This window comes from Methylocystis sp. H62 (genome assembly GCF_015709515.1).
Taxonomy (GTDB): Bacteria; Pseudomonadota; Alphaproteobacteria; order Rhizobiales; family Beijerinckiaceae; genus Methylocystis.
This window is the reverse complement of the sequence record NZ_JADNQZ010000040.1, coordinates 1-25,273: the sequence shown is the minus strand read 5'-3', so window position 1 is coordinate 25,273 and position 25,273 is coordinate 1. Positions and strand designations below refer to the sequence as shown.

Annotated in this window: 31 protein-coding genes and 4 pseudogenes; 18 read left to right on the top strand and 17 right to left on the bottom strand. The window is 64.5% G+C overall.

Going from position 1 to position 25,273, the window contains the following annotated elements; genetic code table 11:
* Positions 1-155: 155 nt before the first annotated feature.
* Positions 156-1,088 (top strand): LysR family transcriptional regulator, encoded by a 933-nt coding sequence (locus IYY11_RS03040; RefSeq protein ID WP_196402653.1) that lies wholly within the window; start codon positions 156-158, stop codon positions 1,086-1,088.
* Here IYY11_RS03040 and IYY11_RS03035 read toward each other — a convergent pair.
* From IYY11_RS03035 to trbB, 11 genes are read right to left on the bottom strand one after another with little or no spacing between them, the layout of a single operon-like run.
* Positions 1,018-1,278: a DUF2274 domain-containing protein gene (locus IYY11_RS03035; RefSeq protein ID WP_196402652.1), complete on the bottom strand. Its 261-nt coding sequence runs from the start codon at positions 1,276-1,278 to the stop codon at positions 1,018-1,020. The two genes, IYY11_RS03040 and IYY11_RS03035, sit on opposite strands and share 71 nt — an antisense overlap.
* Positions 1,279-1,281: 3 nt before the next feature.
* Positions 1,282-2,487, bottom strand: a complete 1,206-nt coding sequence (locus tag IYY11_RS03030) for a TrbI/VirB10 family protein (protein WP_196402651.1) — start codon at positions 2,485-2,487, stop codon at positions 1,282-1,284.
* Positions 2,484-3,506 carry a P-type conjugative transfer protein TrbG gene (trbG, locus tag IYY11_RS03025; protein WP_196402650.1) on the bottom strand — a complete coding sequence of 341 codons (1,023 nt, stop codon included), beginning with the start codon at positions 3,504-3,506 and terminating at the stop codon, positions 2,484-2,486. The genes IYY11_RS03030 and trbG overlap by 4 nt, the downstream gene beginning before the upstream one ends.
* Complete coding sequence (trbF, locus tag IYY11_RS03020) at positions 3,503-4,186, bottom strand: conjugal transfer protein TrbF (protein WP_196402649.1); 684 nt, start codon at positions 4,184-4,186, stop codon at positions 3,503-3,505. The genes trbG and trbF overlap by 4 nt, the downstream gene beginning before the upstream one ends.
* On the bottom strand, positions 4,186-5,538 hold the full coding sequence (trbL, locus tag IYY11_RS03015; RefSeq protein ID WP_196402648.1) for a P-type conjugative transfer protein TrbL: 1,353 nt from the start codon (positions 5,536-5,538) through the stop codon (positions 4,186-4,188). Before trbL ends, trbF begins: the two co-directional genes overlap by 1 nt.
* Before the next feature lie 3 nt (positions 5,539-5,541).
* The gene (gene trbK-alt, locus IYY11_RS03010) at positions 5,542-5,838 is read right to left on the bottom strand and encodes a putative entry exclusion protein TrbK-alt (protein WP_196402647.1); all 297 of its coding nucleotides are present in this window, start codon (positions 5,836-5,838) and stop codon (positions 5,542-5,544) included.
* 22 nt (positions 5,839-5,860) lie between these two features.
* Positions 5,861-6,622, bottom strand: a complete 762-nt coding sequence (trbJ, locus tag IYY11_RS03005) for a P-type conjugative transfer protein TrbJ (protein ID WP_196402646.1) — start codon at positions 6,620-6,622, stop codon at positions 5,861-5,863.
* Entirely contained in the window at positions 6,619-9,057 is a 2,439-nt protein-coding gene (gene trbE, locus IYY11_RS03000) for a conjugal transfer protein TrbE (protein ID WP_196402645.1), read from the bottom strand. The genes trbJ and trbE overlap by 4 nt, the downstream gene beginning before the upstream one ends.
* A gap of 7 nt (positions 9,058-9,064) precedes the next feature.
* Positions 9,065-9,346, bottom strand: a complete 282-nt coding sequence (locus tag IYY11_RS02995; protein ID WP_150978936.1) for a VirB3 family type IV secretion system protein — start codon at positions 9,344-9,346, stop codon at positions 9,065-9,067.
* Entirely contained in the window at positions 9,346-9,678 is a 333-nt protein-coding gene (locus IYY11_RS02990) for a TrbC/VirB2 family protein (RefSeq protein WP_196402644.1), read from the bottom strand. The genes IYY11_RS02995 and IYY11_RS02990 overlap by 1 nt, the downstream gene beginning before the upstream one ends.
* A complete protein-coding gene (gene trbB, locus IYY11_RS02985; RefSeq protein WP_196402643.1) occupies positions 9,675-10,658 on the bottom strand; it encodes a P-type conjugative transfer ATPase TrbB in 984 nt (327 codons plus the stop codon). Before trbB ends, IYY11_RS02990 begins: the two co-directional genes overlap by 4 nt.
* Before the next feature lie 392 nt (positions 10,659-11,050).
* On the opposite strand from trbB, the gene IYY11_RS02980 reads away from it, so the two are divergent.
* From IYY11_RS02980 to IYY11_RS02950, 7 genes are all read left to right on the top strand, one after another.
* The gene (locus tag IYY11_RS02980; RefSeq protein ID WP_196402642.1) at positions 11,051-11,533 is read left to right on the top strand and encodes a helix-turn-helix domain-containing protein; all 483 of its coding nucleotides are present in this window, start codon (positions 11,051-11,053) and stop codon (positions 11,531-11,533) included.
* A complete protein-coding gene (locus IYY11_RS02975; protein WP_196402641.1) occupies positions 11,530-11,937 on the top strand; it encodes a VOC family protein in 408 nt (135 codons plus the stop codon). The genes IYY11_RS02980 and IYY11_RS02975 overlap by 4 nt, the downstream gene beginning before the upstream one ends.
* 41 nt (positions 11,938-11,978) lie before the next feature.
* The gene (locus tag IYY11_RS02970; RefSeq protein ID WP_196402640.1) at positions 11,979-12,182 is read left to right on the top strand and encodes a hypothetical protein; all 204 of its coding nucleotides are present in this window, start codon (positions 11,979-11,981) and stop codon (positions 12,180-12,182) included.
* Positions 12,183-12,200: 18 nt separating this feature from the next.
* Complete coding sequence (locus IYY11_RS02965; protein ID WP_196402680.1) at positions 12,201-12,611, top strand: DUF1801 domain-containing protein; 411 nt, start codon at positions 12,201-12,203, stop codon at positions 12,609-12,611.
* Between the two features lie 248 nt (positions 12,612-12,859).
* On the top strand, positions 12,860-13,066 hold the full coding sequence (locus IYY11_RS23660) for a helix-turn-helix domain-containing protein (RefSeq protein WP_196402639.1): 207 nt from the start codon (positions 12,860-12,862) through the stop codon (positions 13,064-13,066).
* A 107-nt stretch (positions 13,067-13,173) separates the two neighbouring features.
* Positions 13,174-13,560, top strand: coding sequence for a VOC family protein (locus tag IYY11_RS02955; RefSeq protein ID WP_196402638.1), 387 nt, complete (start codon positions 13,174-13,176; stop codon positions 13,558-13,560).
* Entirely contained in the window at positions 13,557-14,138 is a 582-nt protein-coding gene (locus IYY11_RS02950; protein ID WP_196402637.1) for a hypothetical protein, read from the top strand. Before IYY11_RS02955 ends, IYY11_RS02950 begins: the two co-directional genes overlap by 4 nt.
* 156 nt (positions 14,139-14,294) lie before the next feature.
* Here the strand turns inward: IYY11_RS02950 and IYY11_RS02945 are convergent.
* Positions 14,295-14,666: pseudogene (locus IYY11_RS02945) on the bottom strand (CopG family transcriptional regulator); the annotation flags it as partial.
* 129 nt (positions 14,667-14,795) lie between these two features.
* On the opposite strand from IYY11_RS02945, the gene istA reads away from it, so the two are divergent.
* Positions 14,796-16,322, top strand: coding sequence for an IS21 family transposase (istA, locus tag IYY11_RS02940; RefSeq protein WP_196402636.1), 1,527 nt, complete (start codon positions 14,796-14,798; stop codon positions 16,320-16,322).
* A pseudogene (locus tag IYY11_RS02935) lies at positions 16,319-16,765 on the top strand (ATP-binding protein); the annotation flags it as partial. The gene istA and the pseudogene IYY11_RS02935, both read left to right, overlap by 4 nt.
* Here the strand turns inward: IYY11_RS02935 and IYY11_RS02930 are convergent.
* Positions 16,724-17,392: pseudogene (locus IYY11_RS02930) on the bottom strand (ParB/RepB/Spo0J family partition protein); the annotation flags it as partial. The pseudogenes IYY11_RS02935 and IYY11_RS02930 sit on opposite strands and share 42 nt — an antisense overlap.
* Before the next feature lie 114 nt (positions 17,393-17,506).
* On the bottom strand, positions 17,507-17,971 hold the full coding sequence (locus tag IYY11_RS02925; protein WP_210331207.1) for a helix-turn-helix domain-containing protein: 465 nt from the start codon (positions 17,969-17,971) through the stop codon (positions 17,507-17,509).
* A gap of 55 nt (positions 17,972-18,026) precedes the next feature.
* Between IYY11_RS02925 and IYY11_RS02920 the strand changes: the two genes are divergently transcribed.
* The 4 genes and pseudogenes from IYY11_RS02920 to IYY11_RS23655 form a co-directional block, all read left to right on the top strand.
* Entirely contained in the window at positions 18,027-18,533 is a 507-nt protein-coding gene (locus IYY11_RS02920; RefSeq protein ID WP_196402635.1) for a nuclear transport factor 2 family protein, read from the top strand.
* Between the two features lie 256 nt (positions 18,534-18,789).
* Complete coding sequence (locus IYY11_RS02915; RefSeq protein ID WP_196402634.1) at positions 18,790-19,152, top strand: helix-turn-helix transcriptional regulator; 363 nt, start codon at positions 18,790-18,792, stop codon at positions 19,150-19,152.
* The gene (locus tag IYY11_RS02910) at positions 19,133-19,648 is read left to right on the top strand and encodes an SRPBCC domain-containing protein (protein WP_246719586.1); all 516 of its coding nucleotides are present in this window, start codon (positions 19,133-19,135) and stop codon (positions 19,646-19,648) included. Before IYY11_RS02915 ends, IYY11_RS02910 begins: the two co-directional genes overlap by 20 nt.
* Before the next feature lie 27 nt (positions 19,649-19,675).
* Positions 19,676-19,885, top strand: a pseudogene (locus IYY11_RS23655) (ISAzo13-like element transposase-related protein); the annotation flags it as partial.
* A 69-nt stretch (positions 19,886-19,954) separates the two neighbouring features.
* Here the strand turns inward: IYY11_RS23655 and IYY11_RS02900 are convergent.
* On the bottom strand, positions 19,955-21,166 hold the full coding sequence (locus IYY11_RS02900; RefSeq protein WP_196402633.1) for a DUF932 domain-containing protein: 1,212 nt from the start codon (positions 21,164-21,166) through the stop codon (positions 19,955-19,957).
* A 202-nt stretch (positions 21,167-21,368) separates the two neighbouring features.
* Here IYY11_RS02900 and IYY11_RS02895 point away from each other — a divergent pair, with 202 nt between their 5' ends.
* The 4 genes from IYY11_RS02895 to IYY11_RS02880 all read left to right on the top strand — a co-directional run bounded on the left by IYY11_RS02895 (position 21,369) and on the right by IYY11_RS02880 (position 24,321).
* Positions 21,369-21,659 (top strand): DUF1778 domain-containing protein, encoded by a 291-nt coding sequence (locus IYY11_RS02895; protein WP_196402632.1) that lies wholly within the window; start codon positions 21,369-21,371, stop codon positions 21,657-21,659.
* Between the two features lie 6 nt (positions 21,660-21,665).
* Positions 21,666-22,175, top strand: coding sequence for a GNAT family N-acetyltransferase (locus IYY11_RS02890; RefSeq protein WP_196402631.1), 510 nt, complete (start codon positions 21,666-21,668; stop codon positions 22,173-22,175).
* A gap of 175 nt (positions 22,176-22,350) precedes the next feature.
* Positions 22,351-22,590 carry a hypothetical protein gene (locus IYY11_RS02885; protein WP_246719585.1) on the top strand — a complete coding sequence of 80 codons (240 nt, stop codon included), beginning with the start codon at positions 22,351-22,353 and terminating at the stop codon, positions 22,588-22,590.
* Positions 22,591-22,605: 15 nt separating this feature from the next.
* Positions 22,606-24,321, top strand: a complete 1,716-nt coding sequence (locus IYY11_RS02880) for a recombinase family protein (RefSeq protein WP_196402630.1) — start codon at positions 22,606-22,608, stop codon at positions 24,319-24,321.
* A 22-nt stretch (positions 24,322-24,343) separates the two neighbouring features.
* Here IYY11_RS02880 and IYY11_RS02875 read toward each other — a convergent pair whose 3' ends face one another.
* The gene (locus IYY11_RS02875; protein WP_196402629.1) at positions 24,344-25,042 is read right to left on the bottom strand and encodes an SMC-Scp complex subunit ScpB; all 699 of its coding nucleotides are present in this window, start codon (positions 25,040-25,042) and stop codon (positions 24,344-24,346) included.
* Positions 25,043-25,158: 116 nt separating this feature from the next.
* Positions 25,159-25,273: DUF1403 family protein (locus IYY11_RS02870; protein WP_196402628.1), on the bottom strand; the 115-nt coding region annotated here is incomplete at its 5' end.

The following is a 25,273-nucleotide window of genomic DNA, read 5'->3' as shown; positions in this document are numbered from 1 at the left end:
CAGATGCAACATCAGGGTGGGAAGGCAAGGATGCGGTCAAGTGGATCGAGCGCAAGCAGATTACATGACCCGTCGCTACGGCACCCGATCGGCCCGCGGATGCAACTGGTCCAACAGGTTGCGGGAGGCCGTGCCATCAGAGGGCTGCAGCGAAAATGCCGATTGACCTCAAGCATCTGCGATATGTCGAAGCTGCTGAACGGTGCGGGAGTTTTCGCAGAGCAGCGGATTCGCTCGCCCTGAAAAAGTCCAATCTCAGCCGACGAGTAAGACACCTTGAAGACCAACTCGGCGTCACGTTGTTCGAAAGGACGCATGCGGGCGTCAGGCCGACTGCGGCAGGCCGGGATTTTGTCAACAGCGTTCGCCGGGTACTTAATGAACTGCAGATCGTCGTCGACGGGGCGAAGGCCGTCGCCCGCGGCGAGGCCGGGTATTTGACCATCGGCTTCTACACCTCGCTATCGGCCGGCAATCTCAGGGCGAGCCTCGTCGAGTATGGCCGTCGATTTCCTCAGGTCGAGATCAGCACGGTCGAAGGGTCGCGCTCGCGTTTGTTCGACGGAATTCAGAACGGCACCGTCGACATCGCCGTGGTCACGGGGGAGCGGGCTTCAGATTGCAATCGTTCGATGGCCTTGTGGAGTGAGCGCATCATCGTTGCCTTGCCCGAGAATCATCCGCTGGCCGCGAACGAGATCATCTACTGGACGGACCTGAAGCGCGAACGCTTCCTGCTCAGCGAGCGCGATCCAGGTCCGGAGATCCAAGACATCCTCGTGGCCAAGCTCTCCTCGCCCGGCGACCTGCCCGATGTCGTCCGGCACGATGTGAGCCCGGAAAATATCAAGAGCCTGGTTGGCGCAGGTCGCGGCGTTAGCATCATGTGCGAGGCAAGCATGGGCGCCAGCCATGCCGGCGTCGTCTACCGCGAGGCGCGCGACGGCAATGGCTCGACCCGGATTGGGTATCGGGCCTATTGGCGAGACGGCAACGAAAATGCGGCGCTCCGGAACTTCATTCGCCTCTTGGAGGAGCGCTGCCCGCCGGTTGCGAACGGGAACGGGGCCCGTGGCGCATCTTCGTGAAGCCCCGGTCCGTCGCCATGAAGCGCGCGATCATCGGTGCGACCAGCTTGGCGGGCTCGACAGCTTGCCCATTTTCGCGGCCAAGGATTTCCGCATAAGCGAGGAGATCGCGGTGAAGGGCCCCGGGAAGCTCCACCGAAATCTTGACCGGCTTGTCGTCTTCAAGCGGTCCGAGCTTTAGCTTGCCCATCGATCAGCCTCCGTAAGGTTCGAGCACCAAATCCCGGGTGACGATGACTCGAACCGGAAAGCCCGGCCGGATCGTGAGCGTCGGCGCGATGTTGAGCTGGCGGCGCACGATCTGCTGGCCGGCATCGTTGATGGTGTCCTGCCCGCCGTTGCGGATCGCCTGGATCAGGCGGTCGTCGTCGTTGGTGGCGAGTTCGGCCCCGACGCTCAGCAAAGTGGACAGTCCCGCCGCCTTCGCCAGCTCCCACCAGTGATAGTCGACGCCATCCTGAAGACCGGCATAACCCTCCGCATCGGCGCCGGGCTGACGCTCGAGCACGATCGAGCGCCCGTTCGGAAAGATCAGCCGGTTCCAAACGAGCAGCACACGGCTCTGACCAAACTGGACGCTGTTGTTGTACTGACCGACAACGCGGGTGCCCTGGGGCACAAGGAGGATGCGGCCCGTCGGGCTGTCGTAGATGTTCTCCGTCACCTGTGCGGTGATCTGGCCAGGGAGATCCGAGTGGATGCCGGTGATGAGCGCCGCCGCGATCACGGCGCCCGCCTGAAGGACGTAAGGCGACGCCGGCGCGGCGACGCGATCCGGTGCGATCGTGCGCCGATCGGCGGCCGCGTTGAGGAAGGCAAGCTGGCGATCCTGCGCCGATGGCGTGGCGGGCGGCGGCGCAAGGCCGAGGCCGGTGAGATCCGGCGGCGGCGGCGGCGCAATCGTCTTAGCACCGGGGGCCGTCGAAGCCATCGGCCGGTTCTCGGCGCCGCTGAAAAGCCTGCTGACGCGAGCGGTTTCGATCTCCTGCAGGCGCCGCTGCTCCTCCGTGCTCAGGCCGGGATTGGGCTGGTTCGGCAGCGGCTGGCCACGATTTTGCGCGCCCAGAATGGGTCGCCCGAGGTCGCCCGGGAGCGGCGGACCGAGCTGGGGAACACCGCTGTAGTCGCGTGGCAATCCGGCAAGGCCGTCGGCGGTCGATCGATTGTCTGTCGAATAAAGTTCTTCGGCGGACCTGCCTCCGTCGCGTGTTTGAAGCGCATAAATGAGCGCCCCGCCGATGCCGACGCTTGCGACGAGAGCAATGCCGGTGAGCACTTTGCGCGACAGCCGCGTAACGCGCGGCGCTTCGGCACGCAGCCGCATCGGCGTGGCCGCGTCGCCAGCCGAGCCTGTCAGCGGCGCGTCATCTTCCTCTTTCCGGGAATCGGGCTCGCTCACGACGCCGGCCTCCCATCGGTGCGGACGATCCGGACGCGCTTCTGGCGGTCGCCGGCGCCAAAGCGCAGCTCGGCGGCGGCGAACAGCCTGTCGACGATCATGTAGTTGGCGCGGACGCGGTAGTTCACGAGTTCGGAGGTGTTGCCCTCCGGACCGACGACGAACAGCGGCGGCATTTCGCCCTGACCGATGCCGCGGGGAAACTCGATGAAGACTTGGCGGCCATCATCGTAGGCGCGTAGCGGTCGCCACGGCGCGCGGTCGCCTTCGACGGCATAACGGAAATTGATGTTGGCGAGGTCGACGCCGGTGGCGACGGGACTGCTGGCCTCAGCCTGCGCGTTCTGGCGCCGCAGCGCGATGAGTTGATCCTGCGGATACAGCCAGGACACCGAAGCCATATAGGTGCGCTCGGTGGAGCGCAGCTCCATGTGGTACGTGCGCAGATTGGTGTTGATGATGAGATTCGTCATCAGATCGACGCGGGTCGGCTTCACCAGGATGTGGATTTGGCTAGTCGCGCCCGAACCGCTCAATGTGTCGCCGATGATCCAGCGCACAGTGTCGCCGGCGGCGACCGGACCGGAGCCGACCAGTTGCTCGCCCGGTTGAAGCGCGATGTCGGTGATCTGGCCGACGGCTGTGTAGACCTGATAGAGCGCGCCGCCTGTATAGGGATAAACCTGCATGGCATTGATGAAGCCGTCGCGGACCGGCTGAACGCGCGCAGCGGTATTGGCCTGGTTGACGCGCGCCGTGGGGTCGGTCGGCTCCGGTGTTCGGCGCGCCGGTTCAACTGGCTGCAATTGTCCGGGCAGCGGGAGCGGCCTCGGAATTTCGACCACGCGCACGGGAGCGGGCGGATCGGCGCTCAGCGCCGCCGGCACGGCGTTGTCATAGGAGATCTCCGGCGGCCTGCTGGCCGTGGCGCAGCCGGCGAGCGCCGACGTGCAAAGCAAAATCGCAAGTGCGGAAGTGCGAAAAGCCGGGTTTCCGGCTTTACGGAAAGACGGCTTCATTGCCCAAGCTCCCGTGACCAGTTGATGGCGTTGACGTAGATTCCGAGCGGGTTGGCGCGCAGCCGGTCGGCGTTGCGCGGCACCTGCACGACGATGGTGAGGATGGCGGTCCAGCGGGTCGTCTCGGCGAGCTGGCCGTTCTCGTAACGGCGTTCGACCCAGGCGACGCGGAAGCTGTCGGGCGAAGCCCGGATGACACTGGAGACGTCGACGGCGATCTGCTGACGGCCGACCTTGGCGAAGGGGTCGTTCGACCGCGCATAGTCGTTGAGCGCCAGCGCGCCGCGGTCGGTCGTGAAATCGTAGGCGCGTAGCCAGTTCTGCCGAACGATGATGGCGTCGGACGGAATCGAGCGAACTTGCTCGATGAAACGCGCGAGATGAAAGGCGATCTGGGGATCGGTCGGACGATAGTCCGCGACCGCCGGTGCGACCGCCTGGGCCTGGCCGAGCCTGTCGATCTGCACAACCCAAGGCACGATCGTTCCGCGGGCCGATTGCCAGACCAGCGCGGCCGCGAAGCTGGCGGACAGGACTAGCGAGCCGAACGCCATGAAGCGCCAGTTCTTCGCCTGGACGCGCGCGGCGCCGATGCGCTCGTCCCAGACCTGAGCCGCGCGCTGGTATGGCGTCTCGGGTTCTGGCGCTTTGCCGTAGTGAGTAGAAGGTCGTTTGAACATCAGCGATCGCCTTGAGAGAGGTTGATGGAGGAGCCGCCGCCATGGCTGTCGCCGCCGCGAACGGCGTGGGCGGCGGCCGTCACACCGTGGCTCAAGGCCTGAGAGCGCTTCATGCGCTGGGCCCAGGCCGGCGGGCCGTCGGCGGACGTTGACGGCGCAGCCTCGGCTGCGCTTCCGCCGATCGTGCCCATGGTCGACGTGCCGCCCGTGGCGGCGAACGCGGATTTGGCGCCACCGGAGAAGGTCGATTTCATGCCGTCTGCTGCGCGGCCGACCGCGCGCCGTAGCGGTGAGGTGGCGGCCGCGCCAGCGGCGCGAGCAACGCCGCCGAGTCCCGAACCGACAGCGGACGCGCCCGACTGACCGGCGGCGCCGAGGCTGTAGGCAGTCGAAGCGCCTCCGGCCATCGCCGCGCCACCGCGTGCGGCCGCAGCGGTTCCGGAAAGAGCGGCGGCGCCGCCGCGCAGGGCCATTCCACCCGCCGCGCCCGCCGCGACCAGCGCCCCGCCCGCCGCGAGTCCGGTTCCGACCGCCGCGCCTGCGCCGAGCTGCGGACCGCCGGAGACGAGGCCGTTGGCGATGCCGGGACCAAAGATTCCAAGTCCGAGCAGCGACAGCGCGGCGAGCACGATCGCCATGGCTTGGTCGATCGTCGGCGTCTGGCCAGCGAAACCGGCGGTGAACTGGGAAAACAAGGTCGAGCCGATGCCGATGACAACGGCGAGGACCAGCACCTTGATGCCGCTTGAGATGACGTTGCCGAGGACGCGTTCGGCCATGAACGCGGATTTGCCGAACAGGCCGAACGGGATCAGCACGAAACCGGCGAGAGTGGTCAGCTTGAACTCGATCAGGGTGACGAAGAGCTGGATGGCGAGAATAAAAAATGCGAGCAGCACCAACGCCCAGGCGAACAGCAGGCAGGCGATCTGGATGAAGTTCTCGAAGAAGGCGATCCAGCCCATCAGGTTGGAGATGGAATCGAGCAGCGGGCGGGCGGCATCGAGGCCGGTCTGCGCGACGCGGCCTGGGCGCATGAGATCTTCGACGGTGAATCCCGTGCCCGACGCCTTCAGGCCGAGCCCCGCGAAGCTCTCGAAGACGATGCGTGCAAGGTTGTTCCAGTTGCCGATGATGTAGGCAAAGACGCCGACGAAGAGTGTCTTCTTGACCAGGCGCGCCATGATGTCGTCGTCGGCGCCCCAGGACCAGAACAGCGCGGCCAGCGTCACATCGATGACGATCAGCGTGGTGGCGATGAACGCCACCTCGCCGCCGAGCAGGCCGAAGCCGCTGTCGATGTAGCGGGTGAAGACCTCTAGGAATTGGTCGATGACTCCGGTGCCGCCCATGGATCACCGCCCGTCGTCGTGCTGCGGCGCCGTCCGCGCTGGCGCGGGCGTAACGCCGAGGAATCGGTCGCGTGTTTCGGCCCAAGTGCGCAGGCATTCGGCATCGCGCGCGGCGGCCTCGCCAAGCAGTTGGCACCGCCGCTGCGCGTCGCGCAGCGGATCGGCCGGCATGTCTTCGCTTGGCCGTGACGCCTGCGCGGGCGGCTCTTCCTCTTTCCGGGTCATCTCGATCGCCGTCGCAGTGACGGCGACGGCGACGAAGACGACGGCGCCGAGGCGGGCCAAGAGCTTGCCGTCCATGACGCGATCCTCTTGAGGGGCCTTAGTTGCCATTCGGGAACATGCGAGCGTTGCCGGGCTGATAGCCGGCGCCCGGCGCCAGGAAGCGGCGGCGCTGCTCGCGACCCTGCTCGGCAGCCGCCGCGCGCTCCGCTTCGGTCAGTGCTTGAGCCCGTCCGTTCGCAGCGACGACGGCTGTGAGATCGGCGAGCTGCTGGGCTTGGAGCGCGAGGAGCTGATTGCCGGCCTGCGCCGCCTGCAAGGCGCCGGTCGCGCCCTGGCTTTGGCCGATGAGTGCTGACATTTCGGCGCGGTTGGTGTCGATGTTGCCGACAACGCCGGCCTGCACCCGCATGGCGTCCTGCAGGCCGCCGACCGTGTTCTGCCAGCGCTCGCGCGCCTGCGCCGCAAGCTGCTGGTCCGACGCGGTCATCGACGCCTTGCCGTAGGTGGAGGTGAAGGCCTGGTCGATCTGCTGGACGTCGTAGGCGAGGCGCTGCGCCTGGCTGAGGAGTTGCTGAGTCTGCTGCACGGACTGCTGCAACCGTTGAAGCGACGAGTAAGGCAGGCTCGCAAGATTGCGCGCCTGGTTGATCAGCATCGTCGCTTCGTTCTGAAGCGATGTGATCTGATTATTGATCTGCTCCAGCGCCCGAGCGGCGGAGAGAACATTCTGCACGTAGTTCGTCGGGTCGTAGACGACCCATTGCGCGGACGCCGGCTGAACCATCACTGGCGACATCGCCAGGGGGACGGAAAGAATCGACGCGGAAAGAAGCGCCGCGCGTGAGCGACGGAAGATCATGGCTGTGTCTCAAGGTTGTTAAGGTTGGGGATGAGGTCGGCGGCCCAGGCGACGCCGCGCAGACGCAGCCAGGCCGGCAGGAATCCTTCGCGGCCGTGCTCCGCCACGATGCGCTCGATCGCGGTCTGATCGGTCTTCGAGGAAGCGGCGCAGAGCGCCAGCGCCACGTCGGACAGACCGAGTTCGAAGAGCCGGTTGCCCCGCCGGGATTGGCAGTAGTAGTCGCGCTTCGGCATCGCGCGGGCGAGGATTTCGATCTGGCGATCGTTGAGTCCGAAGCGGCGGTAGATCGCGGTGATCTGCGGCTCGATCGCGCGCTCGTTCGGCAACAGCAGGCGGGTCTGGCAGCTCTCGACGATGGTGGGCGCGATCGCCGAGCTGTCGATGTCGGAAAGCGACTGAGTGGCGAAGATGACGGAGGCGTTCTTCTTGCACAGTGTCTTCAGCCACTCGCGGAGCTGACCAGCGAAGTCCTCATCGTCGAGCGCCAGCCAGCCCTCGTCGACGATGAGCAGCGTGGGGCTGCCATCGAGGCGGTCTTCGATGCGGTGGAAGAGATAGGCGAGCACCGCCGGCGCGGCGTCCGTGCCGATCAGGCCCTCGGTCTCGAACGCCTGCACAAAGGCTTCGCCAAGATGCTCGCTCTCGGCATCGAGCAGCCGGCCATAGGCGCCGCCGACGCAATAGGGCCGAAGCGCCTGCTTGAGGTCGTTCGATTGAAGGAGGACGGCGAGTCCGGTGAGCGTGCGTTCGCCGACTGGCGCGCTGGCCAGCGAGGTCAGCGCCGTCCAGATGTATTCCTTCACCTCGGGCGCGATCGTCACGCCCTCGCGCTGCAGGATCGCGACGATCCAATCCGCCGCCCACGCGCGCTCCGGCGCGTGGTGGATCCCGGCGAGCGGTTGCAGTGAGACGCTGTCGGCCGCGCCCTCGGTCAGCCCGCCGCCGAGATCGTGCCAATCGCCGCCCATAGCGAGCGCGGCAGCGCGAATCGAGCCGCCGAAATCGAAGGCGAACACCTGAGAGCCCGGATAGCGGCGAAACTGGAGCGCCATCAGCGCCAGCAGCACGGACTTCCCCGCGCCGGTCGGTCCGACGACGAGCGTGTGACCGACGTCGCCGACATGAAGGGAAAACCGGAACGGGGTCGAGCCTTCGGTCCTGCCATATAGCAAGGGGGGCTGCCCGAAATGCTCATCCCGTTCCGGCCCCGCCCACACCGCCGACAGCGGAATCATGTGGGCGAGATTGAGCGTCGAGATCGGAGGTTGCCGGACGTTGGCGTAGACATGGCCCGGCAGCGAGCCAAGCCAGGCGTCGACGGCGTTGATTGTCTCCGCCATCGCGGTGAAGTCGCGGCCCTGAACGATCTTCTCCACCAAACGCAGCTTTTCGGCTGCGATGCGTGGATCGGCGTCCCAGACGGCGACCGTCGCGGTGACATAGGCCTGACCGGCATAGTCGGCGCCGAGTTCCTGGAGCGCGAGGTCGGCGTCCGCCGCCTTGTTCGCCGCATCGGTGTCGACGAGCACCGACGCCTCGTTGGTCATCACCTCCTTCAGGATCGCCATGATGCTCTTGCGCTTGGCGAACCACTGCCGCCGGATCTTGGTGAGCAGTTTGGTGGCGTCGGTCTTGTCGAGAAGGACGGCGCGCGTCGACCAGCGATACGGAAAGGCGAGCCGGTTGAGATCGTCGAGCAGCCCGGGCGTGGTCGCGGTCGGAAAACCGACGATGGTCAGGATGCGGAGATGCGTGTCGCCGAGACGCGGCTCCAGTCCGCCGGTGAGCGGCTGATCGGCCAGCAGCGCATCGAGATACATCGGCGTCTCGGGCACGCGCACGCGATGGCGTTTGGTCGAGACGGTTGAATGCAGATAGGTCAGTGTCTCGCCGTCATCGAGCCATGCGCATTCCGGCATGAAGTTCTCGATGAGCTGAAGCACGCGGTCGGTGCGGTCAGCGAAGCCGCGCAACACCTCATGAGGGTCGAGACCGTTATCGGCCTTGCCTTCATAGAGCCAGCCTTCGGCGCGGGCGGCGTCCTCGGCCGGCGGCAGGTAGACGAAGGTCAGGAAGTAGCTGGACTCGAAGTGCGAGGCGTCTTCCTCGAAATCGGCCTTGCGCTCGGCATCGACCAGGGCGGACGCGGCCTCGGGAAAGCGGCTCGCCGGATAGGCGCCGGCGCCATGGCGTTGCGCCTCCACGAAAATGGCCCATCCCGAGCCAAGGCGGCGGAAGGCGTTGTTGAGGCGGCCGGCGACGGCGACGAGTTCGGCCGGCACCGCGGAATCCAGGTCTGGACCGCGAAAGCGGGCGGTGCGCTGGAAACTGCCGTCCTTGTTGAGGATGATGCCCTCGCCCGCGAGCGCGGCCCAGGGCAGGAAATCCGCGAGGCGGGTTGAGGTCCGGCGATATTCGGCAAGGTTCATCATTGGGACCTCACGCGCTCAGATGGCCGGGAATGCGCAGATGCCGGCGCACCACGTCGACGAATTGCGGATCGCGCTTGGCCGCCCACACGGCCGCGAAATGCCCGATCGCCCAGAGCCCGAGGCCGACCAGCCAGAGGCGCAGGCCAAGGCCGAGCGCCGCCGCCAGCGTGCCGTTGAGGATCGCGATGGAGCGTGGCGCGCCGCCAAGCAGAATGTGCTCGGTGAGTGCGCGATGGACCGGGACGGCGTAGCCCGGCACTTCGCTGGCGCTGTCGATCAGGCTCGCCATCAGACGAGCGCTCCGCCGCCGAACGAGAAGAACGACAGGAAGAAGCTCGACGCGGCGAAGGCGATCGACAGGCCGAAGACGATCTGGATCAGCTTCCGCGCGCCGCCAGACGTATCGCCGAAGGCGAGTGTTAGACCCGTGATGATGATGATCATCACGGCGATGATCTTGGCCACAGGTCCCTCGATGGATTCGAGGATCGATTGCAGCGGCGCTTCCCACGGCATGGACGAACCGGATGCATGGGCGGCGGGCGCCAGCATCATGCTGACGATGGTGACGGACACGGCCGTCGCGATATGACTGCGAATACGCAAGGCATGGCGGATCATGTGAGGTCTCCTGAAGCGGGCTGAGTTGCGGGGATGACGCGGTAGTCGCCGTCCGACTGGAGGCCATCGACGCGGGCGAGTTCGGCGAGGCGGCGGCTTGCGCCGCGGCCACTGAGCACTGCGACGAGATCGATGGTCTCTGCGATCAGTGCGCGCGGGACGGTGACGACGGCTTCCTGGATGAGCTGCTCAAGGCGGCGCAGCGCGCCGAGCGCGGTGCCGGCGTGGATGGTGCCGATGCCGCCCGGGTGGCCCGTCCCCCAGGCCTTGAGCAAATCCAGCGCCTCGGCGCCGCGCACCTCGCCGATTGGAATGCGATCGGGGCGTAGGCGAAGCGAGGAGCGGACGAGATCGGATAGCGAGGCGACGCCGTCCTTGGTGCGCATGGCGACGAGGTTGGGCGCGGCGCATTGCAGCTCGCGCGTATCCTCGATCAGAACGACGCGGTCGGAGGTCTTCGACACCTCGGCGAGCAGCGCGTTGGTGAGCGTGGTCTTGCCGGTCGAGGTGCCGCCGGCGACGAGGATGTTGCGGCGATCCGCAACGGCGCGACGGAGCATCTCCGCCTGTTCGGCCGACATGATGTCGGCGGCGACGTAGTCAGCGAGCGTGAAGACGGCGACGGCCGGTTTGCGGATCGCGAACGCCGGAGCGGCGACGACGGGCGGCAGAAGGCCCTCGAACCGCTCTCCCGTCTCGGGAAGCTCCGCCGAAACGCGCGGTGAACCGGAATGGACCTCCGCGCCGACGCGGTGCGCGACCAGGCGGACGATGCGTTCGCCGTCCGCGGGCGACAGGCGCTCTCCGGTGTCGGAGAGTCCCTCGGACAGCCGGTCAATCCAGAGCCGCCCGTCGGGATTGAGCATCACCTCGACGATCGACGGGTCTTCCAGGAATCCGGCTATGGCGGGGCCGAGGGCCGTGCGCAACATGCTTGCGCCTCGCTGGATTGCCTCTGATTGCTGGTGAGAAACCGCCATGTCGTCCCCGTCTGTGCGGGACCGCAGACATGCGGCCCTGGATCGGGGATCAGTAGAAGAGGCAGAAGTCAGGGCATGACAACAAGCAGAATGGGGTCGTCGTGCTCTGGCGTACAAAGACAGGGAGACGGCGGAATTGACAAACCCCTGCGATGCCCGGCGCGGGCTGTTTCTCAGGTCGAGATGCCCCTCCAAGTTCTTTGGCTTTTTTCAGGAATGGCAGATCTTGAGCGACAATGCCGTCCGTCACACCAGGGTGCCCTGGGTGTTCATGGCGCGAACTCGCCGCACGAACTCAACGTATTGCAACCACAACTCGCCACCGAGACAGCAAACCCGAAGCCCGCTATGTGGTGCCACGATGGTCGCAACAGAGTTTGGCGGATTATCGTATGTCCAATCAGGAACCCGCGCTGTTGCGCCGACTATTGCGCGCGAAGGACCGCATGGACGCGGCCTCCGAAGAGGAATGGCCCGTCGAGCGGCTCGCAAGCGTTAGCGGCATATCCGAGGCGCACTTCGCGCGCTCATTCAAGGATGCCTTCGGGATCCCGCCGCATCGCTATCTGCTGACGCGTCGCATCGAACGCGCCAAGGCGCTGCTGCGCGACACCGACCAGCCGATCATCGACATCGCCTTCCAGACCGGCTGGTCGAGCCTCGGCACGTTCGGGCGCGTCTTCAAGGACATCACCGGCGACAGCCCCACCGAACTGCGCGCTCGCGAGCAGGCGACCGCTTATGCGCTCGAACAGGTTCCGCACTGCTTCGTCAGCGCCGCGTTTCGCCCCAACCTCAAGACCGCAGTTTCGGAGAAGCGTCGCCAGCAAGGCGGCGATAGAAAGGAGCCAGACGAAACGGAGGTTCCCAAATGACTGCAGGTATTGGCGTAATAGGTCTCTACGTCCACGATCAGGACGAAGCGCTCGACTTCTACATCAACAAGCTGGGCTTCGTGCCCCATGCGGACAATCGCAACGGCAATTACCGCTGGCTCACCGTGAAGCATCCGGATCAGCGCTCGTTCGAGTTGGGCCTCTTCCTGCCACAAGAGCCCGTGCTCGACGCCGCAACCGCGCAGACCATGCGCGAAATGGTGGCCAAGGGCGCCATGCCGCCTCTGGTGCTCGTCGTCGATGATTGCCGCGCCGCCTATGAGCGTATGCGCACCAAGGGCGTCGAGTTTACACAGGAGCCGATGGCTCGCTTCGGCGGCGTCGACGCCAACCTCCGCGATCCCTCTGGCAACGCCTGGAAGATGATCGAGGCACGCGCCTGATGTACGCCAAATTCATTCACACGCGGAGCAAGGAGGCCTCTGTGAGCAAGCTCATTCGCCAGTTTCACCGCTGGGTGTCGATGCTCTTTGTGCTGAGCGTCGTCGCCACGACCGTCGCGCTTGCGCGGCCGGACCCGATCCAGTGGATGGCCTATCTGCCGCTTTTCCCGCTCGCCCTGCTCGCGCTGAGCGGCATTTACATCTTCGTGGCGCCGTATTTGCCGAAGCGTCGCGCAGGAGCCTGAAACCTATGACGAAGAAACCTGTCCCTCGCACAGCCAAGGCGCCAATCTCATCGTCATCAGTGCGGGGCGATTGGCGCCCGCGAGACCCTCGACCGTATCCGCACGCTCATTCGCGAAGCCGATCCGGACGCGGTCGAAGAGGCGAAGTGGCCGAAAGCGGCCAACCCGGCCGGCGTGCCCACATGGTCGCACGACGGCATCATCTGCACGGGCGAAATCTACAAGGACAAGGTCAAGCTGACGTTCATGCATGGCGCCGCGCTCAAGGACCCTTCGCGGCTCTTCAACGCGGGCCTCGATGGCGGAACGCGGCGCGGCATCGACATCCACGAGGGCGATCACATTGGCGAGAGGGCATTTATGGCGCTCATCCGCGAGGCCACGGCGCTGAACACGGCAAAAAATGCGGCGAAGGGGAAGCGCAGCTGAACGCTCCGGAACTTTGCGCGGGTAGCGACCGGAATCGGCGATCTCCGGCGTAATGGGCCGGGCAGGCGGGAAGGGCAGATGTTGATCGACCCCGCCCTTCGCCACAATATGCCGACCTCGGCATCGATGGCCCATTTGAGCCAGGGTGCTGTCAAAAAAATCGCAACGGGGTCGTACGCAGCAGCTAGCGCGCATCATCATGCAATACAATTGTTGCATGATGATGCGCGTTTTGGTACAGGTCGCGCATGGACCTTGACGGTATTTTTGCTGCCCTCTCGGATGCTACGCGCCGTCGCATGCTTGACGAATTGTCGAAAACCGACGGTCAAACAATATTCGAATTGCACGTTCGGCTAACGCAATTGCACGGGGCAAGTCTTTCGCGGCAAGCCTTGTCGCGACACCTGTCCGTGCTTGAGGACGCCGGTCTCGTGCGTTCCGAATGGCGCTAGCGAAGCAAACACCACTTTCTCGATCGCGCGCCGCTGCGGCGCGCGTGGAAACTCTGGATGAGGCCCTTGGCCGAGTCCGACCCCAAAGCAAAAAGCGAGGCGCCGAAATGAAAATTGTCCTTACCAGCGTGCTTGTCGACGACCAGGAGAAGGCCCTGAAATTTTATCTGGACGTCCTCGGCTTCGCGCCAAAGGACGATATTCCGATGGGCGGCCACCGTTGGCTGACGATGGTGTCGGCCGGCGATTTGGACGGCGTGCAACTGCTTCTGGAGCCCGACGAACATCCGGCCGCAAAGCCATTCAAGGCGGCGCTCGTTGCGGACGGCATTCCCTGCGCATCCTTCGGCGTCGACGATGTGCAAGCGGAGTATGACCGCCTTTCCAAGCAGGGCGTGCGCTTCACGCAGCCGCCCACGGCGCTAGGGCCGGTCACAACGGCGGTGTTCTATGACACCTGCGGCAACCTCATCCAAATCGCGCAAAAGCATTGAGCGAGGCAGTCGTGAGCAAGGCAACAATTCCCGCTGAAGTGACCAGCGCCATCGCCAACCTCGCCTCCGGCGATCTTAGCACGCACGGCGAAGCCTACGAGTTTCTCTTGCTCGCGACGGAGGACAGCGCCAGATGGGCCGACGCCGCTTGCGCGGAAATCGCACCGCTCATGAAGCACAAGGACGGTCGCGTGCGCTCGATTGCGGGCCAGATGCTTTGTGCCCTCTCCCCCAACGCATCCAGGAAGACTGTTGCCGCCGCGCTGGATGATCTGATGGCGGCGACGCATGACAAAGCGTTCGTGACCGCGCGCCACGTTCTGCTCGCCCTGTGGCGCGTGGGAAAGGCGGACACCCAACTGCGTTCCAAACTCGTGAAGCGCCTGCGCGCGCGCTTTGTCGAGTCTTCCCGAGAGAAGAACAGCACGCTGATCCGCTATGACATCGCCTGTGTCCTTCGCCGCCTATTCGACGAAACGGGCGACGCCGCTGTGAAGTCGACAACTCTTGCGCTGATCGAGTTGGAACCGGACGCCAAGTACCGGAAGAAGTATGCTGGCGCGTGGAAGGGCGCGTGAGAATGGCGACCCTATCGGGCCTTGAAGATTGCGTAGGGCCGCGATCGGCGAATTCCTGCCTGATGGCGGTCCGATCATGCATGTCTGCAGCGAGGCCGTTTGCGGTCAAAAGCTGCTGTACGGAACTTAAACTGAGACACTGCTGCCGAGCGACGGTCATTCTGCGCCTTGGCCTCCGACGATATCATCGGAAATTTCCTCACGCACCTTCGGCCCCTTCGCGAGCCGCCGCCCGAGCGCGGCGACGAAGGCGTCGTAGCGCTCGCCCGCCTGCGCGCGCGCGGCTGCCTGGGCGGGCTCTGGCAAAGGCGGATTGGTGGCGAGCCAGTGGCGGACGAACACCGCGAGCATTTCCACGGAAATGCCGAGATCGCGTTCCATGCGCGTCATGCGCCGGTCGAGCTGATCCAACCGCTTGGTGGTCGCGGCTTCCTGGCGCTCGGCGGCGTCGGGCGACAGGAAGGAGGCGATCGCCGCTTCCGCGACCAGGGATCGCGATTGATCGCGGCGCGCGGCATAAGCGGCGAGCGTCTAAAGCGCGGGCGCAAAGTGTACCACTGAACCGGTTTTGATCTTCCGCTTTGATGGCGGGGCAAAAGTGTACCGGTCCTGATAGGCCGACTCGATGTCATCGACTGGCATTGAGAGGCCGAAAGGATGTTCACAGTGGAACTCTATGCCGCGATACGACGCGCAGTGATGGCGGAGGGGCTGAGCCGGCGGAAGGCGGCTAAGCGCTTTGGCGTTCACCGCAACACGATCACGAAGATGCTCCAGTATTCGGTTCCGCCGGGTTATCGGCGGCGCGAGCGGCCGGTATCGAAGAAGCTCGGGCCGTATATGGCTGGGATCGACAAGATCCTGGAGGGCGACCGGAGCGTTCACAAAAAACAGCGGCATACGGCGCAGCGGATTTTTGAACGGTTGCGGGACGAAGAGGGGTTTTCCGGCGGCTACACGATCGTTCGCGAGTATGTGGCGCGGGCGCTGTTGCGGTCGCGCGAGATGTTTATTCCGCTCAGCCATCGCCCAGGACAGGCGCAGGCGGATTTTTGCCAAGCGGACGCCTATATCGCGGGTAAGAAGGTCCGCTTTCATTACTATTGCGTGGATCTGCCACATTCGGACGGTTGCTTCGTCAAGGCCTATCCCGCCGAGACAGCGGAAGCCTTTTGCGATGGTCATGTCGCGGCGTTCGATTTTTTCGGCGGCGTGCCGCAATCGATTTTATACGACAACACTCGGCTCGCGGTGGCCAAGATCGTGAAGGGCGGAGAACGCCTGCGCTCGCAAATGTTCGCGGAACTCCAGAGCCATTACCCGTTCGAGGATCGCTTCGGCAGACCGGGCAAAGGCAATGACAAGGGCAAGGTCGAGGGGCTGGTCGGATATGTCCGGCGCAACTTCATGACGCCTCTGCCCGTAGCGGAGAGTTTCGACGCGCTCAACGTAAGGCTGCTCGACGCCTGCACGAAGCGGCGACAGGCAATCTTGCGCGGCCAGTCGATGAGGATTGGCGAACGCATGCAGGCGGACATATCCGCGTTCATGCCGTTGCCGCCGACCCCTTACGACGCTTGTCATAAGATTGCGACGCGCGTCTCGTCCATGTCGCAGGTGCGCTACCGCAACAACGATTACTCGGTTCCAACGCGCTATGGCCATCAAGAAGTTTTGGCGAAGGGTTACGTCGACAGAGTCGAGATTGTCTGTCGCGGCGAGACGGTCGCCGTGCACGCGCGCAGCTACGACAAGGCCGAGTTCATTTATAATCCGCTGCATTATCTCGCCTTGCTCGAACACAAGAGCAAGGCGCTCGATCAGGCCGCGCCGCTCGACGACTGGCGCCTCGCCGATTGCGTCTATCGTCTGCGGCGGTTGATGGAGGCGCGCATGGGAAACAGCGGGCGCCGCGAGTTCATCCAGGTGCTGCGATTGATGGAGGACTTCCATCAACATCTCGTCGAACAGGCCATCGCGGAGGCGCTGCGTCTTGGCGCAATCAGTTTTGACGCGGTGAAGATGCTCCTGCTCGCCAAATTGGAGAACCGGCCAGCCCGGCTCGATCTGACATTCTACCCCTATCTGCCAGTGGCGACGGTCGGCGCGACAGACCCCCGCGCCTATCTCGGGCTCGTCGCCAACGCAGCCGCTATCGAGCCAAGTGCACGAGTTTCGGCATGAGCGCCTCGCAGGAGTCGACCTCCCAAACGATCGTCGCGCCGCAGGTGCTGCTGGGCAATCATCTCAAGGCGCTGAAGCTTCCCACCTTCGCCCGCGAATATGAGAAAGTGGCGATGGAATCTGCGCAGGACCGCGCCGATTACCCGCGCTATTTGCTGCGTCTGTGCGAACTGGAGCGCATCGATCGCGAACGGCGCAACGTCGAGCGCCGCATTCGTTTGGCGCGCTTTACGCAGATCAAAAGCCTCGACACCTTCGACTTCGCGGCGCAGCCCTCGCTCAACAAGCCCCTGGTGCTGGAGCTGGCGCGGTGCGAATGGATCGAGAAGCGACAGAACTGCATCGCGCTCGGTCCATCCGGAACCGGCAAGACTCACGTCGCGCTCGCCCTCGGTCTTGCCGCCTGCCAGAAGGCATTTGGCGTCGCTTTCACGACCGCCGCCGATGACGTGCGGTTCCTTGGAGTAGGACTGACTCAGGCGCTCGAACACCTGTTCCTGGCGCTCGTGATCGCCGTTGACCGTGAACGCCATGAGCTGGTCCAGCGTCATGCCGTCATCGGCATAGACGTCGAGCAGCTTGGGCGAGACGGATGCGAGGCGCAGACGCTGCTTGACCACCGACACGGCGACGAAGAAGGCCGCGGCGATGTCCTCCTCGGACTGGCCCTTATCACGCAGCGCCAGAAACGCCCGGAACTGATCGAGCGGATGCAGCGGCGCGCGCTGGATGTTCTCGGCGAGACCGTCTTCCTCGGGAATGCCGTCCTCGCGCACGACGCAGGGCACGGGCGCGGTCTTGGCCAAGCGCTTCTGCTTGACCAGAAGTTCGAGCGCGCGGAAGCGGCGGCCGCCAGCCGGAATCTCGAACATGCCAGTCTCGACGCCTTCGGTATCGCGAACCGGCCGCACGGTGATGCTCTGCAGGAGCGTGCGCCGGGCGATGTCCTCGGCCAGTTCGTCGATCGAGATGCCGGCCTTGATCCGGCGGACATTGGACTGGCTCAGCACCAGTTTGTTGAACGGGATGTCCCGCGATGAGGACAGGACGATCTTCTGAACTCGGGTCATGGTCATTCTCCATGACGGGCGGCCGTAAGACTCTCTCTCGACCTCAACCCGTCACGAAGCGAGCGCAGCCCACTTCCTCTAGGAGGCTGAGGCCGCGCGATCGTAGACCTGCGCTCACGTGGCTTGGGCGAGCTTGCGCGCGATCACCGTGACGCCCGGGCCGGATTTGGCGCCGGGACGCGCCGCTCCCACCGTGGTCGCCGCGTCGATCTCTTCCCCGCATTGAGAACAGACGATGCTCGGGGCGAAGCGATGTCCGCAGGCAGTATGGACGAATTCGATCGCCGCTCCTCCGGGTGGAGCGCTCCAGCGGTCCCCCCACGCCGTCAACGCGACGAGGATCGGGACAAGCTCTTCACCCGCGGCGGTTAGCCGGTATTCGTAGCGGACGGGCCGACGCGAATAGACCTTGCGCGCGATGATTTTGTGCGTCGCCAGCATGGCGAGGCGGCGTGCCAGCAGATTGCGCGATATCCCGAGGTTCTCGACGACCTCGTCGAACCGGTGAAGCCCGAGGAACACATCTCGCAGGATCAGAGGAGTCCACCAGTCGCCGATCAGCTCCAGTGCCTGCGCCAAGGAGCGTCGCATGTTCTTGAAGCTCGTTCTCTGCACCGGCCCTCCTGACAGTTGAATGATTGAACTGACTATGTTAGGGCAAGTTCAATCACAGCCCTATGGGGGCGTCATGTACCACGCGATCGTCCGCAAGCGAGTCGAAGATCTGTTCTCGGCCGTCAGCAAGGGCGACGCTGCGCCGGTGCTCGAAGGATTGGCCCCGCGCTTCGAGCACATCTTTCTTGGCGACCACGCCCTCGGGGGCACACGCACAACGATCGAGAAAACAAAGCTCTGGTACGAGAGGCTTTACCGGTTGCTCCCGGATATCAGCTTCGAAGTACGCTCGATCCGGATTGCCGGCCCGCCGTGGAATACGCTTGTCGCCGCGGATTGGCTTGAGAGCAATTCCGGGACCGATGGCGTCCGCACGTCCACGCCTGGGGTCCATGTCGTCCGGATCGTCTGGGGCAAGATGCCCTCTATCGGCATTTATCCCGACACAGTTGGTCTCGTATCCACGCTTGCTAGGCTTTCACGTGCGGGCGTAGCGGAAGCAACCGCGCCGAAGATTGAGGATTAGCGCTAACTGCTCCTAGACATACTCCGCGACGTGCGGCCGAGAGCCTCTCTGTCGACCTCCAACCCGTCACGAAGCGAGCGCAGCCCTCTTCCTCCAGGAGGCTGCGGCGGCGCGGAATCGCCAGGGCCTGTGGATCGCCGAGTCGATCGAATCTGCATCGAAATGAGGTCGATTTGGGAGGAGGCGGCCGGCAACGCTGCGCGCGCTCGGCCTCCACTTGCATGCCCGCCAATCCGTGTGCTACATACTGAACCACATGGCTCAGTATTCCCAGACCCGTTTGGATGCCTCGTTCGCCGCGCTCTCGGACGCCACCCGACGCGGCGTTCTGGAGCACCTCGGACGTGCGGACGCTTCGATCACGGAGCTTGCCGAGAAGTTCCACATGACCCTTACGGGCATGAAGAAGCACGTCGGCGTCCTGGAGCAGGCGGGGCTCGTCGCCACGAAGAAGGTCGGGCGCGTGCGGACCTGCAAGCTCGGCCTACGCGGACTGGAGCAAGAGGCGGCCTGGATCGAGAGGCACCGCCAGCTCTGGGACGCACGCTTCGACGCGTTGGACAAAATTGTCGAGGAATTGAAACGGAAGGAGAAGGTCGATGGACGAAAGAAGAGATAGTGAGCCCACCCCCATGAAGAACCGCACGACGGTGGAACGTAAGTCCGAGCGTGAGCTCGTGGTTACGCGAAGCTTCAACGGCCCGGCGCGCCTCGTGTTCGAGGCGTGGACCAAGCCCGAGCTGTTCAGGCAGTGGTGGGTGCCGAAGTCGATGGGAATGTCCCTGCTTTCCTGCGAAATGGATGTTCGTGTCGGGGGCAGGTACCGTTTGGAGTTCGCACACGGGGACTCACAGTCGGCGTTCTTCGGCACGTACAAGGAAGTAACACCGCACTCGCGCCTCGTCTGGACCAATGAGGAAGATGAGAATGGGCAGGTCACGACGGTGACCTTCGCGGAAACAGGCGGCAAGACATTGCTGGTCATGCACGAGCTTTATCCCTCGAAGGAAGCTCTCGACGCCGCCGGCACCGGGGCGGCGGATGCGATGGGAGAGACGTTCGAGCAACTGGACGAGCTTCTCCTCACCCTGGGCGCGGGCGCGGGACCGTCATGAAGTCGTCGATCTCGCGGTCGGCGCGGACGCCCTCTGCGGACCTGCGAGACCGTCATCAACCTCATTGGCAATACGGCCAACCGAGGTGGTCTCGTCGTGCGCGTCCGACTCGATCGTCGGCGCTATCCCACTGGCAAGGATATCTCAAAGAAGGAACTGCGAGAACTGAAGGTCGAGTGCGGAGCGTTTCACGGCGAGTGGAACTACGTCATCAGATCGTGCCTGGAACAGCATTGACCGGTCGACTTCGCCGTTCCCGGGACCTAAAGGCGTGGAGCCGCGGACCCGGCTCCACGCCTCCCAGCACTAATGGACGCTGGAAAGGAGTTTCGCGGCTTTGCCCTCCAGTTCCAGCCGCGCATCCTGATGCGGCTTGGCGCGGGCGAGCGCTGTGACTCCCTGGACGAAATCGAAGATCGACTCCGGCGGCCGCCCTTCTTCCTCCAGCACGGTGGCGATGATCTTCTCGGTCTCCGGACGCGAGAAGCCGCGTTTGCGCAAGAAGCTCTCGCGATCCTCATCCTTGCGGGCAACTATCTGCTCGCGAGCGGCCCTGATCCCCGCCAGAAACGGCGCGGGCGATGACGTGGCGAAGCGTTCCAGCGCTGGCGCCGCCTGATGCGCGAAGCGGTGGCTGGCGAACTTGCTGTGGCGGATCGAGATCTCCTCGAAGCCTTCGGCGCCCCAGATATTGCGATTCATGCAGACGGCACGGAGATAGAAGGACGCCATGCCGAGCGTCTTGGAGCCCACCTCGCTGTTCCAGCAGTAGAAGCCGCGGAAGTAGAGATCGGGATCGCCGTTGGGGAGGCGGCCGGCTTCGATCGGATGTGCGTCGTCGACAAGGAAGAGGAAGACATCGCGATCGGAGGCGTAGAGGGTGGTGGTGTCTTTGGTCACCTCGACAAACGGGTTGTGCGTCATGCTCGACCAGTCGAGCAGGCCCGGCACCTTCCAGCGCGTATCGCCCGTACCTTCGCCGGCGATCTTCATGACCGCGGCGACCAGCTCATGGTCCCAGATGCGGCCATAGTCCGGGCCGGTGACAGCGCGCAGTTCAATCCGCCCGTCGTCCGCCTCCAGCGTCTTCACCAGCTCGGCTCGGTGCGAGAGCAGCCCGTGCTGCATGTTGATGCCGGCAAGCGGCGCGGGGAGCTGCCGCATGTAGCTGGCGGGCGCGCCGACCAAGCTGCACATCTGGCCGAATGACCAGTGCGTGGGAGCGATGGGTTCCTCGCGGCCGGGCACGATCAGGGCCAGGCGTTCGGCGTTATCGCGATTGGCCTCGACACGAAGGGTCCGGGTCTCGACGGTGCGGGCGGTGGCGCGGTCGGCGCGTGCGCGAACGGCGGCGTAGAGGGCGCTGAGCGACAGATAGCGCTCGTCGTCGGGCCGTGAGAACCATTCGGACGACACGCGCCCAATTCGTTCGCCGCGCGAGATGTCGACTTTATATCCGGTCGAAACCGGCGGTGGACCGAAGGCGTCCCGATCGGTGATGGTGCTTGTCTGGGTCATGGCAGAATCTCCATGACGGGCCGGCCGGGAGCCTCTCTCTCGACCTCAAACCCGTCACGGCGACAGCCGCGGCCCTCTCACTCTCAAACGTCGGCGGACCATGCCCGTAGCGGCGGCGGCGCGGTTGTCGGGCGACTTCCCGACAGAAACGAGTTGAAACGCACGGCATAATCCCGTACATTATGCACGAAGGAGATTTCTCATGCCAGCAACCTCAAATCGTCGGAAATCGGACCGCGAAATCAAACGCGAACGGATCGAACTGCGCGTCGGCGCCTCCGCCAAGGAGCTGATCCAACGGGCCATGGCCGTAACCGGCCTGACCGCGGGCGACCTTGCCTATGAGGGCGCACGCCGGGTGTTGGACGAGCACGAGCGCATGGTCCTGACCGGCGCGGATCGGGAGGTTTTCTTCCAAGCGTTGATGAATCCTCCTGAGCCATCCGAGAAGCTCATCGCCGCCCTTCGACGCCATCGCGATCTCATGGGCTGAAGAAAGTTGGCCATCACCTTCGAAGCTCTGGGCAAGCAGCACGACCGCTCGAAGTTCTCCTGCGGGCAGGCCGAACTGGACGACTGGTTCCGGCGTCGGGCGAGCCAGGACGAACGTCGCAACGTGGCGCGCGTGTTTATTGCTGTGGACTCGGATTTGGGCGTCGTGGGCTTCTACAGTCTCAGCGCGTTCAAGCTGGACCTCGACGATCTGCCGGAAGAAATCGCGCGCAAGCTGCCGCGCTATGACGACGGTGTCCCGGCTGCGCTGATCGGACGCTTGGCGCGTGACGCGCGCATGCGCGGCAAGGGCCTCGGCGATCTCCTGGTGGCGGATGCGGTGCGCCGCATCCTTGGCGCTGCCCAAGCGCTCGCGGTGCTCGCCATCGTGGTCGATGCCAAGGATGAGCGGGCCGCAACATTCTATGAAGGACTTGGCTTCCGTCGATTCCCATTGCGTCCGAACCGGCTGTTCCTGCTGGCGTCATCGGCGGTGACGGCATTGGAGAGGATGTAGCCGTGACGAATGCCCAAACATCTTTAGACGTGATGGCTTCATGGCGGCCCGCCGACAACGCGCCAGCGTTCGCCGCACGCGCCGATGGCTTGTCGCTGCCGCCGACCCTACGCATCGGACCATGGCGTGGAGTCGGATGGTTCCGCGCGAGCAAAGCTGGCGGCATGCTTGCAGGATGGCCAGCAGCCGCCAACGATCGCCACATCGCTTCGCCAGATTGTCCGCCGCGCCGGACGATCTCTTTGACTATGCGCAACCGCCGCGGCCTCGCGCCAAACCGCCTCAGACCGAGCCGTCGGCCATCTTGGTCACGGACGACTGGCCCGACATCGTGCCCATCACCGATGCGGAGCTGCGAGTCATGGAGGCGCACTTCGCCGATTTGCTCGACGGGATTTTCGGACCCAAGGCATGACGAAGAGATGTGCTCATGACCGGTCCTGTCCTCGTTGGTGATGAGGCGGTCCCGGTCGCCGGCGCTGCTCGCGCCGCCCTCTATTTGCGGGTCTCGACCGGGCGGCAGGCGGAGAGCGATCTGTCGATCCCCGATCAGCGCCGGCAGATTACGGCCTATTGCGTCGCCAAGGGCTGGGACGTCGCGGCTGAATTCGTTGAGACCGGCAACACCGCCACGGACGATCGCCGGCCGGCGTTTCAAGCGATGATCGACGCGGCGCTGGTGAAACCGCCGACCTTCACCGTCATCATCGTCCATTCCTTTTCGCGCTTCTTCCGCGACCAGTTCCAGTTCGAATTCTATGTCCGCAAGCTCGCCAAGAACGGCGTGCGGCTGATCTCGATCACGCAGGACCTCGGTGACGATCCGATGAGCGTGATGATGCGTCAGATCATGACGCTGTTCGACGAATACCAGTCGAAGGAGAACGCCAAGCACACCCTGCGCGCCATGAAGGAGAATGCGCGTCAGGGCTATTGGAACGGCGCACTGCCGCCGATTGGCTATCGCATCGTGGCCGCAGAGCAGCGCGGCGCGAAGATCAAGAAGAAGCTGGAAATCGATCCGATCCACGCTGACACGGTGCGCCTGATCTACCGACTTGCGCTAACCGGCGACGGCGACAGCGGCCCGATGGGCATTAAGTCGATCACGACGCATTTGAACGAGCGCAACATCCGCACCCGCGACGGCGGCCGCTGGGGCATCGCCTCGGTGCATCAGATCCTCACGCGCACGACTTATATCGGGCAGCATCGGTTCAATACGCGCGATCACAAAACGCGCACGGCAAAACCTAAGGCCGAGCATGCTGTCATGGACGTTCCGCCGATTATCACCGAAGTGGAGTTCGAGGCGGTCCAGGCGGCGTTGAAGGCGCGCAGTCCGAAATGGATGCCGCCGCGCGCGGTGAGCGGCCCGACTTTGCTGACCGGGATTTGCTTCTGCGCATCCTGTGGCGGTGCGATGACGCTACGGACCGGCAAGGGCAGCGCCGGCGGCATGTATCGCTACTACACCTGCTCGACGAAGGCGCGGCAGGGCGAGCGTGGGTGTCGCGGTCTGACAGTGCCCATGGACAAGCTCGATCGCGCCGTCGTCGATCACCTGGAGTGGCGGCTGCTCGATCCGGCGCGTTTGACGACGATGATGGATCAATTGCTTGAGCGACGTGAGGAATGGAATGAACGCCGTCGCGGGCACATCGCGGAGCTGCGCAAGCGCGCCGCCGAAGCGGAAGCGAAGTTGAAGCGTCTTTACGAAGCGATCGAGAACGGCGTGGTCGATATGGCCGACCCGTCGCTGAAAGCTCGCATTGCAGAACTCACCGCGGTGCGCGACCAAGCGCAGGCTGACGCGGAGCGCGCAACTTCAGCGGTGGAGCGACTCGGGCCGGCGATCACGTCGGACAGTTTGCGGCGGTTCGCGCTCGCCGCTCGCCGCAAGCTGCGGAACGAAGATGGAACCTATCGGCGGGACCATTTGCGTGCGCTCGCGCAACGCGTCGAGGTCGTCGACCCGAGCGAAATTCGCATCCTCGGGACGAAAACCGAACTGCTACGGACACTTGTCGCCGCTGCGGGCGTAGAATCGGCGGCTGCTGGCGTTCGCAGTTTTATACCGAAGTGGCGCGCCCAAGGGGATTCGAACCCCTGTTTTCGCCGTGAAAGGGCGGCGAGCAGACAGTGAGTAGCGGAACTCCCCTCACCGATCATTCCCAATGCTCTCCGGCTTCGTTCGCCGCATTGAGATCCTCCTCTCCCGCGAAAAGAACGGCGTCGAGATCGGCCTCGGGTCTCGGCGGCTCCAAGAGTCCTTCGTCTTCGAGCCTTTCGACGTCGGGAAGCTCGCGCAGCGTGGCGAGGCCGAAGACCTCCAGGAATTTCTTGGTCGTCACATAGGCGAAAGGCGCGCCGGGCTCCGGCGCGCGCAACGCCCCGTCGATCAGGCCATGGCGCTTGAGCGCGCCGATAACGTCGCGGCTGATCTCTTTGCCGGCGACCCGCGAGAGTTCGGCGCGGGTGGCGGGTTGCAGATAGGCGATCGCGGTCACGGCCAGGATCTCGGTCGGCGTCAATTCGGTGGCGCCGGCGTCGCGCAGATCGCCGCCGCCCGCCGTGCGGATCGCCGGCGCGAAGCGCGGCTTGGTGCGCAGTTGATAGCCGCCAGCGACATAAACGAGGTCGTATGGCCTTGCGCGCAAATCGTCGCGGATGTCGGCAATCAGCTCGTCGAGGTTGCAGGTCGAGCCGACGACCCGTGCGAGCGCCTCGCGCGGTACGGGGCTTGGCGCGGCGAAAATGACGGCTTCGACGCGCCCCATCCACTCGCGCCAGCGCACGGCTTCCGGTAACTCCATGAGCACGGGATCAAACGAGTCGTGCAGCTCGTTATTTTGGGGGCGGCCCATGTTTGCGCCTCTTCTTGCCGCGTTTGCTTCATCGGAGCCGCTTGCACTTTGCTCGACAACAATTTTCAAAACGCGTTTCCCGCGCCGAACCGGCATCCACTTCGGCTGGAAACGCTTCAGAGCCCATAAAGCCGGAAGCTCGATCGCCCCGACAGTTCGTGCACCGCGTCAAGTTCAATGAGCCGATCGAAAAGACGCCGCGCGCCGCGGTCCGAGAGCCCTGCCGTTTTC

Coding starts and splice junctions, on each gene's coding strand:
- IYY11_RS03040 (WP_196402653.1), top strand. CDS start 156: ATGCCGATTGACCTCAAGCATCTGCGATATGTCGAAGCTGCTGAACGG.
- IYY11_RS03035 (WP_196402652.1), bottom strand. CDS start 1,278: ATGGGCAAGCTAAAGCTCGGACCGCTTGAAGACGACAAGCCGGTCAAG.
- trbG (WP_196402650.1), bottom strand. CDS start 3,506: ATGAAGCCGTCTTTCCGTAAAGCCGGAAACCCGGCTTTTCGCACTTCC.
- trbF (WP_196402649.1), bottom strand. CDS start 4,186: ATGTTCAAACGACCTTCTACTCACTACGGCAAAGCGCCAGAACCCGAG.
- trbL (WP_196402648.1), bottom strand. CDS start 5,538: ATGGGCGGCACCGGAGTCATCGACCAATTCCTAGAGGTCTTCACCCGC.
- trbK-alt (WP_196402647.1), bottom strand. CDS start 5,838: ATGGACGGCAAGCTCTTGGCCCGCCTCGGCGCCGTCGTCTTCGTCGCC.
- trbJ (WP_196402646.1), bottom strand. CDS start 6,622: ATGATCTTCCGTCGCTCACGCGCGGCGCTTCTTTCCGCGTCGATTCTT.
- trbE (WP_196402645.1), bottom strand. CDS start 9,057: ATGATGAACCTTGCCGAATATCGCCGGACCTCAACCCGCCTCGCGGAT.
- IYY11_RS02995 (WP_150978936.1), bottom strand. CDS start 9,346: ATGGCGAGCCTGATCGACAGCGCCAGCGAAGTGCCGGGCTACGCCGTC.
- IYY11_RS02990 (WP_196402644.1), bottom strand. CDS start 9,678: ATGATCCGCCATGCCTTGCGTATTCGCAGTCATATCGCGACGGCCGTG.
- trbB (WP_196402643.1), bottom strand. CDS start 10,658: ATGGCGGTTTCTCACCAGCAATCAGAGGCAATCCAGCGAGGCGCAAGC.
- IYY11_RS02980 (WP_196402642.1), top strand. CDS start 11,051: ATGTCCAATCAGGAACCCGCGCTGTTGCGCCGACTATTGCGCGCGAAG.
- IYY11_RS02975 (WP_196402641.1), top strand. CDS start 11,530: ATGACTGCAGGTATTGGCGTAATAGGTCTCTACGTCCACGATCAGGAC.
- IYY11_RS23660 (WP_196402639.1), top strand. CDS start 12,860: ATGGACCTTGACGGTATTTTTGCTGCCCTCTCGGATGCTACGCGCCGT.
- IYY11_RS02955 (WP_196402638.1), top strand. CDS start 13,174: ATGAAAATTGTCCTTACCAGCGTGCTTGTCGACGACCAGGAGAAGGCC.
- istA (WP_196402636.1), top strand. CDS start 14,796: ATGTTCACAGTGGAACTCTATGCCGCGATACGACGCGCAGTGATGGCG.
- IYY11_RS02920 (WP_196402635.1), top strand. CDS start 18,027: ATGATTGAACTGACTATGTTAGGGCAAGTTCAATCACAGCCCTATGGG.
- IYY11_RS02915 (WP_196402634.1), top strand. CDS start 18,790: ATGGCTCAGTATTCCCAGACCCGTTTGGATGCCTCGTTCGCCGCGCTC.
- IYY11_RS02910 (WP_246719586.1), top strand. CDS start 19,133: ATGGACGAAAGAAGAGATAGTGAGCCCACCCCCATGAAGAACCGCACG.
- IYY11_RS02900 (WP_196402633.1), bottom strand. CDS start 21,166: ATGACCCAGACAAGCACCATCACCGATCGGGACGCCTTCGGTCCACCG.
- IYY11_RS02895 (WP_196402632.1), top strand. CDS start 21,369: ATGCCAGCAACCTCAAATCGTCGGAAATCGGACCGCGAAATCAAACGC.
- IYY11_RS02885 (WP_246719585.1), top strand. CDS start 22,351: ATGGCCAGCAGCCGCCAACGATCGCCACATCGCTTCGCCAGATTGTCC.
- IYY11_RS02880 (WP_196402630.1), top strand. CDS start 22,606: ATGACCGGTCCTGTCCTCGTTGGTGATGAGGCGGTCCCGGTCGCCGGC.
- IYY11_RS02875 (WP_196402629.1), bottom strand. CDS start 25,042: ATGGGCCGCCCCCAAAATAACGAGCTGCACGACTCGTTTGATCCCGTG.